Here is a 15,801-nt window from a genome sequence, read left to right as displayed (position 1 = left end):
AAAACAAAAAAATATGAAAAAGTATTCCGCTATTTTAATTATATTTTTGACTTCCTGTGGTGCATTCTGTACAGCACAAACAAGTCAAATAAGCATTGTTGAAGATTTCAAACCTTCAACAGTCAATCAACCGGGGCAAGAATATCCACAAGTGAACTCTCAAGGCTATGCCCGATTCCAAATTAAGGCACCCGATGCTAAATCGGTTGTGGTAAGTCTTGGATTGGGTGGAGCTAAAGGAGGGACTGAACTTTTTAAAGGAGAAAATGGATTTTGGACAGGAACTACTGCAGGGTCTATGGATGAAGGGTTTCATTATTATCACGTTACAGTTGATGGAGGTGTTTTTAATGATCCTGGAGCACTAAATTTTTATGGCTCTACTCGTTGGGAAAGTGGTATCGAAATTCCGGCTCATGATCAGGAATTTTATGCTTTGAAAAATGTACCTCATGGTCATGTACAGCAAATTCTTTTTCCATCAAAAAGTACCAATACTTCTCGAAGAGCTTATGTATATACACCACCAAGTTATTCAAAAGAACAATCAAAACGCTTTCCTGTATTGTATTTGCAACATGGTTGGGGAGAAGACGAAACGGCTTGGAGCAACCAAGGTCGAGTTAATTTGATTATGGATAATTTAATTGCCGAAGGTAAAATAAAACCTTTCATTATTGTGATGACTTACGGAATGACTAATGAAATTAAATGGGGAGGTATGGCAAGTTTCAAGATTGAACCATTTCAGACGGTTTTGGTAGATGAATTAATTCCTTATGTGGACGCTAATTTTCGTACGATAGCTAACCAACCCAATCGTGCAATGGCTGGTCTTTCTATGGGAGGAATGGAAACACACACCATAACGTTGAATAAACCAGATGTTTTTTCTCAATATGCATTGTTAAGTGGAGGCATTTATACTCCGGAAGAGATTAAAGATAAATCCAAAGTAAAACTAATTTTCATAAGCTGTGGAAGCCGCGAAAATCCAGATCGTGTTCAAACTGCTGTAAAAGGGCTTAAAGAAGCTGGATTGAATGCTGTATCTTATGTTTCTGATCAAACAGGGCACGAGTTTCAAACTTGGCGTCGTAGCTTAAAAGAATTGGCTCCTTTGCTTTTCAAAAATTAATAAAAGTTTGTTATGAATTATAAAAGGATTGTTTATTTAACCTTTGTTTGTTCGGCTACTATAAGTTTGGCTCAAACAAAAACTCAAGAAGTTTTAGAAGATTTCAAGCCTTCTTCAGTTAATCAGCAAGGGAAACTATTTCCACAAGTAAATTCACAAGGACGAGTAAGAGCAAGTATTCTTGCTCCAGAGGCTAATAAAGTACAGTTAGATCTTGGCGGTATTAAATATGATATGGTTAAAGATGCTAAAGGAATTTGGACTGGTGAATCACTCCCACAAGACGAAGGATTTCATTACTATCAACTGAATATTGACGGGGCTTCTGTCCCAGATCCGGGAACAGTTTATTTTTACGGAGCTGGTCGTTTAGGAAGTGGTATTGAAATTCCTGCAGTAGATCAGGATTTTTATGCCTTGAAAGATGTTCCTCACGGACTTGTTAGCGAAAATATTTATTTTTCAAAAATTACGAATTCTTTTAGGCGTTGTTTTGTTTATACTCCTGCTGAATATTATCAAAATGAAAACAAACGATATCCTGTACTTTATCTACAACACGGAAGTTTTGAAGATGAAACAGGATGGTCTGTTCAGGGAAAAGCCAATTTGATATTAGATAACCTGATTGCTGCTCAAAAAGCGAATCCGATGATTGTTGTTATGGATAATGGATATGCATACAAACCTCAAGTAGATAATTCTAGACCTGAATCTGTTTTTGAAGAAGTGGTAATCAATGAAATTATTCCAATGATAGATACCAAGTTTCGAACTATCGCTAATCGTGAGAATAGGGCTATTGCAGGGCTTTCTATGGGTGCTAATCAAACAATGAGAATTATGATGAATAATCTAAATGTTTTTTCATATTACGGAGGATTTAGTGGAACATCCAATTATCCGAGTGCAGATGCCATTGATGTGAACACTTTTTTGGATGGGAAATATAAAGATGGAAAATCGGTTAACGAAAAAATAAAGCTTTTTTGGTTAGGATTGGGAACTAAAGAACCTAGTCCGTTTCCGGGTTCTGTGGGTGCATTTAGAAACATGTTAGAAAAACAAGGAATTAAATACACCTATTATGAGTCAGCAGAAACGGCTCATGAATGGCTAACTTGGCGCAGGTGTTTGAACCAATTTGCGGCTAAAATTTTTAAATAAAAACAAATTATCAATCAATCTAAAAATAAAATAATGAGAAAAGTTATCGCTACAGCAAGCATGCTTTTTATGTGCAACCTAATTGTTGTTGCCCAAAAAATTGAAAAAGAAGGACCAAAAGGATTTGACCAGGAAAGAGCGGCTATTGCGCACGGTAAAATTGACACCATTTCTTATGATTCAAAAACAGTAGGCACAACCAGAAAAGCTTTGGTTTATACTACTCCTGGTTTTTCGAAAAGTAAAAAATATCCTGTTCTTTATTTGCTGCACGGTATTGGTGGTGATGAAAAAGAATGGTTAAAAGGAGGTTCTCCGCAAATAATATTGGATAATTTATTCGCTGAAGGAAAAATTAAACCGATGATTGTGGTTATGCCAAATGGTCGCGCCATTAAAGACGATAGAGCTACAGGAAATATAATGGCTCCTGATAAAGTGCAGGGATTTGCCACTTTTGAAAGAGATCTTTTGGATGATTTAATTCCGTTTATCGAAAAAACATATCCAACCTTGACCGATAGAGAAAACCGTGCCATTGCCGGACTTTCTATGGGGGGTGGACAATCTCTGAATTTTGGTTTGGGGAACTTAGATAAATTTGCCTGGGTAGGAGGTTTTTCTTCCGCACCAAATACTAAAATGCCGGAGGTTTTGGTACCTAATCCAGAAGAAACGAAAAAGAAATTAAATTTACTTTGGATTTCCTGTGGAGATAAAGACAACCTAATTACTTATGGTAAGCGTCTGCATGATTATTTATTGGAAAATAATGTACCTCATGTGTATTACTTAGAGCCAGGGGGGCATGATTTTAAAGTTTGGAAAAATGGTTTATACATGTATTCTCAATTTTTGTTCAAGCCTGTTGATATTTCCTCATTAAACAAATACACTATTTTAGATAACACCTCTAAAGGAGAGTAAAAAACATCAATTATGATTAAATTATTCGAATGTAGCACAAAAAAAATACTGGTTTTAGGAGTTCTGTTTCTTTTGAATTTTGCAGCAGTAATGGCTCAAAAACCAATAATTCAAACTAAATATACGGCCGATCCTGCGCCTATGGTTCACAATGACACCATATTTCTTTATACTTCACATGATGAAGATGATGCCAAAGGTTTTAAAATGCTCAATTGGTTATTGTATACATCAACAGATATGGTTAATTGGACGGAGCACGGAATTGTTGCTTCTCTAAAAGATTTTTCCTGGGCCAGACAGGATAATGGAGCTTGGGCAGTGCAGTGTATTGAGCGCAATGGAAAATTTTATTTGTATTGTCCCATGCATGGTGGAGGCATAGGAGTTTTAGTTTCGGATAGTCCTTATGGTCCATTTAAAGATCCTCTGGGTAAAAGACTAGTGTATTCTGATCATAATATTTGGGACGACATCGATCCAAGTCCGTTTATTGACGATGATGGTCAGGCTTACTTATACTGGGGGAATCCACATTTGTATTATGTTAAACTAAATGAAGATATGATTTCTACTTCAGGGGAAGTTGTAAAAGTAGATTCAAAACCTAAAAATTATCAGGAAGGCCCGTGGGTTTGGAAAAGAAAGAATCATTATTATTTGTCATATGCTTCTACTTGTTGTCCGGAAGGTATTGGGTATGCAATGAGTAATTCCGCTACAGGACCTTGGGAATACAAAGGAATGATTATAGATGCAAGCGAAAAAACAAGAGGAAATCATCCCGGAATTATTGATTATAAGGGGAAATCTTATGTCTTTGGGCACAGTTATGATTTGATTAAAAGTGAAACTTCTACCTTTTATGAAAGACGTTCTGTAGATGCTGACAGGATTATTTATAACGAGGACGGAACCATTCAAAATCATTCTTATTTTACAAATGAAGGTCCAGAACAAATAGAAACAGTCAATCCATTTAGACGTGTTGAAGCCGAAACGATGGCTTGGAGTAAAGGCGTTAAAACAGATAAAAGTGAGGATACGGGAGTTTATGTCACCCAAATTCACAATGGTGATTTCATTCAGGTGAGAGGAGTTGATTTTGCAAAAGGAGCTAAAAAAATAGAAATTATAGCTGCTTCTTTAAATGAGGGAACGGTTGAGGTTCGTTTGGATAATGAAGTTGGTGAAATTATTGGAACACTAAAAATTGAAAATACTGGTGGATGGCAAAATTGGAAAACTTTTAAGACCAAGGTAAAAAAAGTAAAGGGCGTGCATGATTTGTTTTTTATTTTTAAAGGAGGAGAAGGAGAGTTGTTTAATTTTGATGCATGGAAATTCAGTAAATAGATAAAAATGAAAAAAATAATTGTTTTATACTGCTTGATAATAGCTTCGGCAGTTTATTCGCAAAACACAATGTCAGTTTCTAGTCCTGATGGAGAGTTGATATTGAATGTATTGGTCAAAAGTGGTCAAGCTGTTTATTCAGTAACCTATAAAGGAGGAATTGTACTAGAAGATTCTCCATTGGGACTAATTACTAATGCAGGTGATTTTACGGCTAATATGAATTTTGTAAGTTCAGCTACAGCTAAAGTGGAGGAAAATTACAATCAAACAAAAATTAAACAATCGCAGGTAAGCTATAAAGCAAATACTTTAAATTGTGTGTTTTCGAATGCTAAAGAACAAAAAATAGCTGTTTTGTTTCAAGTGAGTAATAATAATATTGCTTTTCGATACGAATTACCTTCTTGGGGAGATACTAAAGTTTGTGTCGTTACTGAAGAAAAGACAGGATTTAACTTTCCATCTTCAACAACTACATTTCTTTCTCCGATGATGCGACCAATGACTGGATTTGCACGTACAGCACCTAGTTATGAAAGTGGTTACGAAGCCGATTTGCCATTGGATAAGGCTACATCTTCTGAAGGTTATGTATTTCCGGGACTTTTCCATTTAGGAGACAAAGCATGGGTTTTGTTATCCGAAACAGGAGTTAGTAGTTTATATACAGGCTCACATTTGAGTAAGTATAAAGATGGATTGTTTACTGTAGAATATCCAAATCCGAAACAAAATAACGGTTTTGGAAGCTCAGGAGCACAAATAAGCCTTCCTGGAGTAACACCTTGGAGAACGATTACTGTTGGTGAAACTTTAAAGCCAATTGTTGAAACAACAATCCCTTTTGATGTTGTAAAACCACTTTATAAACCATCACAAGAGTATAAAATGGGTCGTGGAAGTTGGAGTTGGATTGTATGGCAGGATAATAGTATGAACTACGATGATCAGGTGAAATATATTGATTTGGCAGCTGCAATGAAACTCGAATATATTCTAATTGATGCCTGGTGGGATGAAAGAATTGGCTACGAAAAAATGAAGGAATTAATCCAGTATGCTAAATCTAAAAATGTAGAGGTATTCTTGTGGTACAATTCAAATGGTTCTGCAAATGATGCGTTTCAGACCCCGCTCAATAAAATGAATACTTCCATTGCCCGAAAAAATGAAATGAAGTGGCTTAAAGAAGCAGGTGTAAAAGGACTGAAAGTAGATTTCTTTGGAGGTGATAAGCAAGAAACAATGAAATTGTACGAAGATATTCTTTCAGATGCGAATGATTATGGTTTAATGATTATTTTTCACGGTACAACTCTTCCACGTGGTTGGGAAAAAATGTATCCCAATTTTGTAGGTAGTGAAGCTGTGCTTGCCTCCGAAATGCTAATTTTCTCGCAGGATGTTCGCGAAAAAGAAGCTTATTTTGCGTCATTACATCCTTTTATTCGAAATGCGGTTGGAAGTATGGAATTTGGTGGGGTATTGTTAAATAAATTTTTAAATAAAGGAAATAAAAAAGGACAAGAACGTTTAACCACTGATGCTTTTCAGTTGGCAACGGCAGTTCTTTTTCAAAATCCTGTACAAATGTTTGGTTTGACTCCTAATAACCTTCAAGATGTACCTGCATTCGAATTGGATTTTCTGAAATCAGTTCCAACCACTTGGGATGAGACTGTTTTTATTGATGGTTATCCGGGTAAATACAGTGTAATTGCCCGAAGAAATAATCAAAAATGGTATGTTGCCGGGGTGAATGCCGAAAAAACAGCTAAAGTATTAAAACTTAAATTGCCAATGCTTGCTGGTCAAACAATCAATATGTATAATGATAAGGCAAATAAAGAAACGTATACAACTACTGCGAAAGTTTCTAAAAAAGGAGATCTTATAATTACAATACAACCTAATGGAGGATTTGTATTAACAAACTAAAACAAAATGAAAAATAGCTATAAAGTAATAGTAACAGTTGTATTTTTTTTGGTATGTACAATAGGAGAAGCTCAAAATCCTATTGTACAAACCAATTATACGGCCGATCCTGCACCGATGGTCTATAATGGCAAAGTATATTTATACACCAGTCACGACGAAGATGAATCGACTTGGTTCACTATGAATGATTGGCGATTATATACCACAGAAGATATGGTCAATTGGACGGATCACGGAGCTGTTTTGTCTTATAAAGAATTTACTTGGGCAAAAATGAATGCCTGGGCTCCGCAATGTATCGAGCGCGATGGAAAATTTTACATGTATGTACCCATTACCGATCGCCAGGGAAAAAATGGTATTGGTGTCGCTGTTTCTAATAGTCCTTATGGGCCTTTTATAGATGCTTTAGGAAAACCATTGATCTCAAACAGTAATGCCGATATTGATCCAACCGTTTTTATTGATGATGATGGACAGGGGTATTTATTTTGGGGAAATCCTGTTTGTCACTATGTGAAATTGAATGAAGATATGATTTCTTATAAAGGTGATATCCAACAAATTCCTAATACTATAGAAGCATTTGGTAAACGAGAAGGAAAAGTGAACGAACAAAGACCAACGACTTATGAAGAAGGTCCTTGGATTTATAAGCGCAATAAGCTGTATTATTTATTTTTTGCTGCCGGTCCAATATCGGAACATATTGGATATTCAACCAGTAAAAGTATCACAGGACCTTGGAAATATCAGGGTGTGGTAATGCCTACACAAGGCGGATCATTTACCAATCATCCCGGTGTTATCGATTTTAAAGGGAAAAGTTATTTTTTCTATCATAATGCAGGTTTGCCAGGAGGAAGTGGTTTTAACCGTTCGGTATGTGTAGAAGAACTTCAATTTAATAAAGATGGTTCAATTATTCCAATGAATATGACCGAAGGGATCAAGCAGAGTTTAAGTTTATTAAATCCTTATGCTAAAAATGAAGCTGAGACTATTGCCTGGTCGGAAGGAATAAAATCAATGAAAAATGATGTTGTGGGGAATTTTATTACCGCAAAATACAATGATGCTTATACTAAAGTCAAAGACGTAGATTTTCGTAAAGAAGGAGCTTCAAAATTTACTGCACGAATTGGTACAACTCATAATGGAAATGTATCAATGGAAATAAGATTAGACAGCAAAGAGGGAGAACTATTGGGAACGGTAAAAGTACCTATGACGGGAGGTAATGACCGTTGGTCGCTACAAACCATTGATATTAAAAAAGTGACGGGAATTCACGATTTATATTTTATTTTCAAAGGTAAAGCAACGAACCAAATCATGTACTTTGATTATTGGATGTTTTCGAAATAATCCTCTTTTTAAATATTTAAGCAATCGGTTGTTTTTATATTGAAAAAAGTATAAATTAGATTTTTTAAACCACCATAAATTAATGCTATTAAAAATTATTTTTTAATAAATGAATTATAAATAAACCAATTAAAATTAATGTAATGAAAAAAACTCAAGTGCAGCAATTGTTATTAATGTTAGTACTGTTTTCTTTTATGGGAGCCAACAGTCAAAGTAAATCAAAGAATAATGCACCATTATTTTCGAATTTTACCTACCAAGGAGATGATCAGGTATATAAAGATAACCCCTTAAAATCGGATGAATTTTATACTCCAATTTTGCAGGGTTGCTACCCTGATCCTGCCATTACCAGAAAAGGGGATGATTATTATATGGTTTGCTCTTCCTTTGCCATGTTTCCCGGAGTACCAATATTTCATTCTAAAGATTTAGTAAACTGGACAGATTTAGGTGGTGTGCTAAATGATGTTACTCAATTTGATCCACACGATACAGGTATTAGTGCAGGTGTTTATGCACCTGGGATTACTTATAATCCTCACAATGATACTTTTTATATGATTGTAACCGCTTTTTCCGGAGGTTTGAACAATATTATTGTAAAAACTAAAGATCCTAAGAAAGGTTGGGGTAACCCTATAAAATTAGGATTTGGAGGAATAGATCCTTGTATCTTTTTCGATGATGATGGAAAAGGATATATTGTTCATAATGATGCTCCTGATCAAGGAAAAGAGCGTTACAATGGCCACCGTGTGATTAAAGTATGGGAATATGATGTTGAAAATGACAAGGTCATTCCAGGAACAGATAAAATTATTGTGGATGGAGGAGTAGATCCGGCTAAAAAGCCAATTTGGATCGAAGCACCACATCTGTATAAAAAAGATGGAAAATATTTTTTAATGTGTGCTGAAGGTGGTACAGGCGGGAATCATACCGAAGTTATTTTTAAAAGTGATAGTCCAAAAGGGCCTTTCATTCCTGCTCCAAGCAATCCAATTTTGACTCAGCGTTTCTTTCCAAGAGACAGAGCCAATAAAGTTGATTGGGCTGGTCATGCAGATTTAGTAAAAGGACCTGGAGATAAATACTACGGAGTTTTCCTGGCAGTGAGACCAAATGAAAAAAACCGAGTAAATACAGGACGTGAAACTTTTATTCTACCTGTAGATTGGTCTGGAGAATTTCCGGTTTTTGAAAATGGTTTAATTCCATTAGAGCCAAAATTAAAAATGCCAAAAGGAGTTAGCGAAAATAAAACAGGAAAAGAAGGATTCTTCCCTAATGGAAATTTTACATTCAATGATAATTTTACCGCAACTAAGTTAGATTATCGTTGGATTGGTCTAAGAGGTCCACGTGAAAAATTTATCACAACTTCGAAAAAAGGATTAACAATTAATCCGTTTGATACTAATATCAAGGAAGTGAAACCAACTTCTACTTTGTTTTATCGTCAACAACATAATAGTTTTTCATTGACGACTACGATTGATTATAAACCAAAATCAGACAAAGATTTGGCAGGTGTTGTGGCTTTGCAAAATGAAGGTTCTAATTATGTTTTTGGAATTACGATGAAAGACAAAGACTATTATGTGGTTTTACAAAAAAATCAAAAAACAAGAAGGGATGCTGCAGTAAATTCGACCATTGTGGCAAGTGCTAAAATTGATCTTAAGAAACCAATACAATTACAAATAAAAGCCAAAGGAGACGAATACAACTTCAGTTATTCTCTTGATGGAGTCAATTTTGTTACCCTTGGAGGGCCTGTTTCAGGGGATATACTATCAACTGATGTAGCAGGAGGATTTACAGGTTGCTTATTAGGATTGTATGCAACTTCAAATAATGATGCTTTGCCAGAATAATTATAGATGATGATGATAATCCCAAACCATATTTTTGGTTTGGGATACAAAAGTTTTAATTTTATTGATTTCTCATTTCAATTAGTTTTTGTTAAAATTAACTATTGTTTTTTTTTATAAAAAAAGCCTTTTATTGTGGTTGTGATACTTAATGGTGTATATTAATATGTAATAAATATTTTATACCTATTATTTTTTCGTTTATTGCAAAAAAAAACATCACAATCGGTTGTTTTTACATTTTTTTATTTTACATTTGCTTAACACTTAATCAAAATACTGTGTTAAAAAATATTAGTGTCTTAAAGACACTAATATTTTTCCGAAAACAAACAACCGATTGCGTAATTGATTTTTGTTAAAAAGAAATGAGCTATAAAGAGCTAGTATTGAACAAAATATTGGGAACTGCAAATGGAGAGGTATTTGAAAAAATGAATCAACTAAATAACCATATAAACACTATTAACTAACCAATAACAACCAATAACAACGCCTATGAAAGAATAAAACACCAAAGAAGAACAGCTTTTATAAGGGTTTGTTTTTTTGTAAAAAAAATCGAGATATAGTTGTCTTGTATTGTTTTGAAAGAGATAAATATGGTCTTTTCAAATTAGATTTCTTTTACAGAAATTAAAAATTGTTAAAGTTGTTTTTAGTAGCTAAATCGCATCGCTTTTTAATCCTTTTTGCATACTGAAATGCGAAGAAAAACAATTAGTTATATAAATCATGAAATTAAACTGTATAAAAGTTTTCAGAAGCATGGTTTTAATTGTTTTTTTATTTAAAAGAGAAAAGCAGCTTATGTGAAATCAAGTCAAATTCTAATTTTTAATAAATTAAAAAATGTCAAAATATTAATATGAAAAAACAATTAATTAAAATTCCGCGAAAAGGTAAGTTCGTGGTAATGGGAGTTTTGTTTCAGTTTATGTTTTCAAATGTATTGTTGGCTAGTGAAGGGAGTACTTCTTTACCTTTTTTAGTAACAAAGAATAATCAGAATACCCAGCAGATAATTATAACTGGAACAATTACTTCCGCCGAAGATAAGTTGCCTATTCCAGGGGTTACTGTAGCTGTTAAGGGAAATACTAAATTAGGTGTAATAACCGATTTTGATGGGAAATATAAGATTAGCCTGCCTTCTTCGGATGCAGTTTTAATATTTAGTAGTATTGGTTTTAAAACAGTAGAGAAAAAAGTAAGCGGGCAAACTGTGATTAATATTGTAATGGCTACTGATCAGACTTCTTTAGAAGAGGTAGTGGTTGTAGGTTATGGTAAACAAAAGAAGGAAAGTTTAGTTGCTGCCATTTCTCAGGTTTCAGGATCTACACTAGAACGAGCTGGAGGGGTTCAAAGTATTGGTGCAGCTTTAACAGGTAACGCTCCTGGTTTGATTACTACTGCCAGTACAGGTATGCCGGGAGAAGAAGATCCGAGAATTGTAATACGAGGAACAGGTACTTGGAATGATTCCTCTCCACTTATCTTAGTTGACGGTATTGAGCGCCCAATGAACAGTGTAGATATTGGATCAGTTGAATCTGTTTCTGTTTTAAAAGATGCTTCTGCTACAGCCGTTTATGGTTCAAGAGGAGCAAATGGTGTAATTATTATTACAACTAAGCGAGGAAGCATAGGGAAAGCTTTAATTAGAGCCCGCGTTAATTCAACAATGAAAGTTCCTTCTCAATTACCAAATAAGTATGATGCGTATGATGCGTTAATGATAAGAAATCAGGCTATTGAGAATGAGTTGGCATTGTCTCCGTCAAGTTGGAATGATTATCTTCCACAGGATATTATCAATAAATATAGATTTCCTGCTAATCAGGAAGAAAGAGAGCGTTATCCAAATGTAGATTGGGCAAAGACATTGTTTAAGGATTATGTAATGTCGCATAATGCCAGTTTAAATGTAAGTGGAGGTACTGAATTTGTTAAGTATTTTACCAGTGCAGATTTTTTACATGAAGGCGATCTTTTTAGAAAATATAGTAATAATAGAGGTTATGAACCAGGTTATGGTTTTAATCGTTTGAATGTTAGAACTAATTTGGATTTTCAATTTTCTCCAACTACAACTTTTAAAGTAAATCTTTCTGGTTCACATGGAGTAAAGAAAAGTCCTTGGGGAGCTACAGGAGGAGAATATACTATGTGGGATGCTGCTTATTCAACAGCTCCGGATGTGTTTTTACCTTATTATGAATCGGATGGTTCTTGGGGGTATTTTGCACCAAATGAAGGGAAGGCATCAAATTCCGTCCGTAATTTAGCTATTAGTGGTGTTCAATATAGAACTACAACACGACTCACAACCGATTTTACCCTAGATCAAAAACTGGATATGTTGATTAAGGGACTTAGTTTTAATGGTAAAATAGCATTAGATAATACTTTCGTAGAAGCCGATCGTGGAGTTACTGATTTATATAATAATACACAAGAAAAATGGATTGATCCTGTAACTGGTACCGTTACTTACAAACAAAACTACGATTCCAATAATAGATTTGATTTTCAGGAAGGTATTAAATGGTCTCCAAGTGCAGGAAATGTACAGGATTGGGCTTCATATAGAAGGATTTTTTATCAGGCTCAAATGAATTATACTGTAAACATAAATTCCAAGCATGATATTATGGCAATGGGGCTTTTTAATAGGGATAAAAGTGCTACAGGAAGTGAAATTCCACGTTACAGAGAAGACTGGGTATTTAGAACTACTTATGGTTTTGCCGGGAAATATTTTGCGGAATATAATGGTGCTTATAATGGTTCTGAAAGATTTATTAAAGGGAAACGTTTTGCATTCTTTTCATCCGGAGGAATTACCTGGATAGTTTCTAAAGAAGACTTTATGAAAAAAACAGAATCTTTCCTGGATATGCTTAAGATTCGACTAAATTATGGTGAAGTTGGTGATGATAATATAGGTGGTTCCAGATGGCTTTATTTAACTCAATGGAGTTTTGGAGGACAATCTCAATTAGGTACAACCGGAGAAGGAGGAGAGCTTAGTCCTTATAATTGGTATAAAGAGTCAGCAGTTGGAAATCCGGATGTAAAGTGGGCAACGGCAAAGAAATCTAATTTAGGTGTTGATTTTGGTTTATTCAAAGGTCTTGTAAAAGGAACTTTCAATTTGTTTAAAGAAGATCGATCTGATATTTTTATTGCGGGTGGTGGAAGATCAATACCATCCTATTATGGGGCAGTAGCTCCTGCTGCTAACTTGGGAAGAGTTACTAATAAAGGTTATGAAATAGAGATTAAGTTGAATCATACTTTTGCTAATAACTTGAATTTGTGGGCAGACTTGAATATGAGTCATTCAAAAAACAAAATTATTGATGCTAATAACGCGCAGTTATTGCCTGATTACCAAAAAACAGAAGGTAAAGTTATTGGGCAGGCATATTCTTATGTTGGGCAGGGGTATTATAATACTTGGGATGAATTGTATGCAAGTACTATGACCAATACCAATGATAATCAAAAATTACCGGGTAATTATAATTTACTGGATTATAATGCAGATGGTGTAATTGATAATTATGACAATATTCCTTTTGGTCATGCTGGTACGCCTCAAAACACCTATAATGCTACTGTTGGTTTTAACTGGAAAAATTTTAGTGCGTTTGTTCAGTTTTACGGGGTTAACAACGTTACAAGGCAGGTAGTTTTAGGGAGTTTAGTTTCACAAAACCATGTAGTCTATAATCAAGGCTCCTTGTGGTCTCAGGACAATATAAATGCAGATGTTCCAATGCCTCGATGGCTTTCTACACCAAGTAGTTATAATGATGCGCAACGGCATATGTATGACGGATCTTATGTGCGCTTGAAGAATGCTGAAATTGCCTATACATTTGATGGAAGTACTTCTTTAATAAAATCGTTGGGACTTCAAAATATAAGAGTTTTTATAAACGGAGATAATCTTTTTTTCTGGTCAAAAATGCCGGATGATAGAGAAAGTAATTATGCTGGAACAGGATGGGCTTCACAAGGTGCTTATCCAACCGTTAAACGTTTTAATATAGGAGCTAATATTATTTTTTAAAATTAAAAATGTATGAAAAATTATTTCAAAACAATAGTAAAATATGGCTTTATATTTGGCTTGATATTTAGTTCGGTATCCTGCGAAGATTATCTTGACAGATCTCCGGATACAATAATTTCTGAAAATGAGGCATTTGAAAATTTTACTAAATTTCAGGGATTTACAGAAGAATTATATCAGTGTATTCCTGATTTTACGAATGCCTATTGGACAAATTCCTGGAATTGGGGAGAAGATGAAATTCAATCTACAGCACGTGATTTCCATTTTGTTGTTAAAATTGATAACGGAAATTTATGGGGCTGGCAATCCGAATACGATGGTTGGCAGGCAGGATGGATGAATAGAAGAGGAGTATCGACTAATAACGATCGTTTTGCTAAAGATTTATGGACTTTAGGATGGGCTGGTATCCGTAAAGCCAATATTGGTTTAGCCAATATGGATAAATTGCAAGATGCTACCCAGGAAGAAAAAGATATGATAAAAGGCCAACTTTTATTTTTTAGAGGATGGTTCCATTTCCAGTTCATGCAGTATTTTGGTGGGCTTCCATACATAGATACTGTTCTTCCTAGCGATCAACCATTGACTCTGCCTAGACTTAGTTATGCTGAATGTGCCGAAAAAGCAGCAGCCGATTTTAGATTAGCGGCTGATTTATTACCTGTTGATTGGGATGAAACTACTGTAGGAAAAAGAACTTTAGGAAAAAATGCCTTGCGTATTAATAAAATAATGGCTTTAGGATACTTAGGTAAAAATTATCTATGGGCAGGAAGTCCTTTAATGAATAAAGTCTCTACCGGAAGTGCTACCTACAATACAGAGTTTTGTAAAAAGGCTGCTCAGGCTTTTGCAGAATTGTTAAATCATACTGAGAGTAGTAATTCTAAATACGCATTATTGCCTTTTGCTAAGTACAGTGATAATTTTTACACTACCGGACAAAACTGGGCTATTCCGGGAGGGACTGAAGCTATTTTTAGAGGTCCATATTTCGGTGCAAACGGTTCTAACTGGGGAACAAGTAAGCAATATCAACCTGCTCCAATATTGGTTGACGGAGATGTTAAGTTTCTTCCAACGGCAAATTATGTTGATTATTATGGTATGGCAAATGGTTTACCAATAACAAATATTACTCAAGCGGATGCAGAGTCCGGATATGATCCAACTCACCCATGGCAAGGTCGTGATCCTCGTTTTTACAACGATATAGTTTATGATGGGGTACAATGTGTTAAGGGGACAATTCCTGCTGCAAATGCTGCAGATCGTTACGCGAATTTATATACCGGAGGTAATTATCGTAATATAAGTACAGGAAGTAGAACAGGGTATTTATTATATAAGTTTATACCAATTACGGCTAATAAATATGATGGAGGTTATGATTGGGGAAGTAACTTAAATATTCATATTCCATGGATGCGTTTGTCTGATATATATTTAATGTACGCCGAATCTGCAGCTATAGCTTACAACTCACCAAATGGTAAAGACCCTTCTTATAATAAAACTGCTGTAGAAGCTATAAATGTGGTTAGAGACAGAGCTAATGTAGGTCATGTTGCTAATAAATTTTTAATTACGCTTGATTTGTTTATGAGCGAAGTAAGACGTGAACGTGCAGTTGAATTAGCTTTTGAAGGACACCGATTCAATGATCTTCGCAGATGGATGTTATTTACTCAAAGTCCATATACTTTGAAAAAATCAATAGAATTTGATAGAGATCCTAGTTTTAATCCTGCAACTCCTAAAACGAATAAAGTACTTAATATTCGTGAAACGGTTATCCTAGAGAGAAATTTTAGTGATAAGCATTACTGGTTACCATTGAAAAATGCTGATGTGAACATGTATTTGGAATTTCCACAAAATCCAGGATGGTAATTATGCAGATTATTTTAAAAATTATAAATACA

9 protein-coding genes are annotated in these 15,801 nt (G+C 34.7%); all 9 read left to right on the top strand.

What is annotated here, in order from left to right:
- Window positions 1-13: 13 nt before the first annotated feature.
- The 9 genes from B6A10_RS04500 to B6A10_RS04460 all read left to right on the top strand — a co-directional run bounded on the left by B6A10_RS04500 (window position 14) and on the right by B6A10_RS04460 (window position 15,769).
- Window positions 14-1,138: an alpha/beta hydrolase-fold protein gene (locus B6A10_RS04500; protein WP_188219879.1), complete on the top strand. Its 1,125-nt coding sequence runs from the start codon at window positions 14-16 to the stop codon at window positions 1,136-1,138.
- A 12-nt stretch (window positions 1,139-1,150) separates the two neighbouring features.
- Complete coding sequence (locus tag B6A10_RS04495) at window positions 1,151-2,305, top strand: alpha/beta hydrolase-fold protein (RefSeq protein ID WP_188219878.1); 1,155 nt, start codon at window positions 1,151-1,153, stop codon at window positions 2,303-2,305.
- Window positions 2,306-2,338: 33 nt separating this feature from the next.
- On the top strand, window positions 2,339-3,232 hold the full coding sequence (locus B6A10_RS04490) for an alpha/beta hydrolase (protein ID WP_202986196.1): 894 nt from the start codon (window positions 2,339-2,341) through the stop codon (window positions 3,230-3,232).
- A 12-nt stretch (window positions 3,233-3,244) separates the two neighbouring features.
- A complete protein-coding gene (locus tag B6A10_RS04485; protein ID WP_188219877.1) occupies window positions 3,245-4,588 on the top strand; it encodes a glycoside hydrolase family 43 protein in 1,344 nt (447 codons plus the stop codon).
- A 6-nt stretch (window positions 4,589-4,594) separates the two neighbouring features.
- Window positions 4,595-6,529: a glycoside hydrolase family 97 protein gene (locus tag B6A10_RS04480; RefSeq protein WP_188219876.1), complete on the top strand. Its 1,935-nt coding sequence runs from the start codon at window positions 4,595-4,597 to the stop codon at window positions 6,527-6,529.
- A gap of 6 nt (window positions 6,530-6,535) precedes the next feature.
- Window positions 6,536-7,900, top strand: coding sequence for a glycoside hydrolase family 43 protein (locus B6A10_RS04475; protein ID WP_188219875.1), 1,365 nt, complete (start codon window positions 6,536-6,538; stop codon window positions 7,898-7,900).
- A gap of 143 nt (window positions 7,901-8,043) precedes the next feature.
- On the top strand, window positions 8,044-9,783 hold the full coding sequence (locus B6A10_RS04470) for a glycoside hydrolase family 43 protein (RefSeq protein WP_188219874.1): 1,740 nt from the start codon (window positions 8,044-8,046) through the stop codon (window positions 9,781-9,783).
- Between the two features lie 868 nt (window positions 9,784-10,651).
- Window positions 10,652-13,867, top strand: coding sequence for a SusC/RagA family TonB-linked outer membrane protein (locus B6A10_RS04465; RefSeq protein ID WP_188219873.1), 3,216 nt, complete (start codon window positions 10,652-10,654; stop codon window positions 13,865-13,867).
- Between the two features lie 12 nt (window positions 13,868-13,879).
- Entirely contained in the window at window positions 13,880-15,769 is a 1,890-nt protein-coding gene (locus B6A10_RS04460) for a RagB/SusD family nutrient uptake outer membrane protein (protein WP_188219872.1), read from the top strand.
- The last annotated feature ends 32 nt before the right edge of the window (window positions 15,770-15,801 follow it).

The sequence above is a fragment of the Flavobacterium pokkalii genome, assembly GCF_014596575.1.
GTDB classification, from domain to species: Bacteria; Bacteroidota; Bacteroidia; order Flavobacteriales; family Flavobacteriaceae; genus Flavobacterium; species Flavobacterium pokkalii.
The sequence above is the reverse complement of the archived record's forward strand: the minus strand, read 5'-3'. Positions and strand labels throughout refer to the sequence as shown.

Bases quoted from the DNA above. Each gene is read 5' to 3' on its own strand.
- B6A10_RS04495 (WP_188219878.1), top strand. From the start codon at position 1,151: ATGAATTATAAAAGGATTGTTTATTTAACCTTTGTTTGTTCGGCTACT.
- B6A10_RS04480 (WP_188219876.1), top strand. From the start codon at position 4,595: ATGAAAAAAATAATTGTTTTATACTGCTTGATAATAGCTTCGGCAGTT.
- B6A10_RS04460 (WP_188219872.1), top strand. From the start codon at position 13,880: ATGAAAAATTATTTCAAAACAATAGTAAAATATGGCTTTATATTTGGC.
- B6A10_RS04485 (WP_188219877.1), top strand. From the start codon at position 3,245: ATGATTAAATTATTCGAATGTAGCACAAAAAAAATACTGGTTTTAGGA.
- B6A10_RS04500 (WP_188219879.1), top strand. From the start codon at position 14: ATGAAAAAGTATTCCGCTATTTTAATTATATTTTTGACTTCCTGTGGT.
- B6A10_RS04475 (WP_188219875.1), top strand. From the start codon at position 6,536: ATGAAAAATAGCTATAAAGTAATAGTAACAGTTGTATTTTTTTTGGTA.
- B6A10_RS04465 (WP_188219873.1), top strand. From the start codon at position 10,652: ATGAAAAAACAATTAATTAAAATTCCGCGAAAAGGTAAGTTCGTGGTA.
- B6A10_RS04470 (WP_188219874.1), top strand. From the start codon at position 8,044: ATGAAAAAAACTCAAGTGCAGCAATTGTTATTAATGTTAGTACTGTTT.
- B6A10_RS04490 (WP_202986196.1), top strand. From the start codon at position 2,339: ATGAGAAAAGTTATCGCTACAGCAAGCATGCTTTTTATGTGCAACCTA.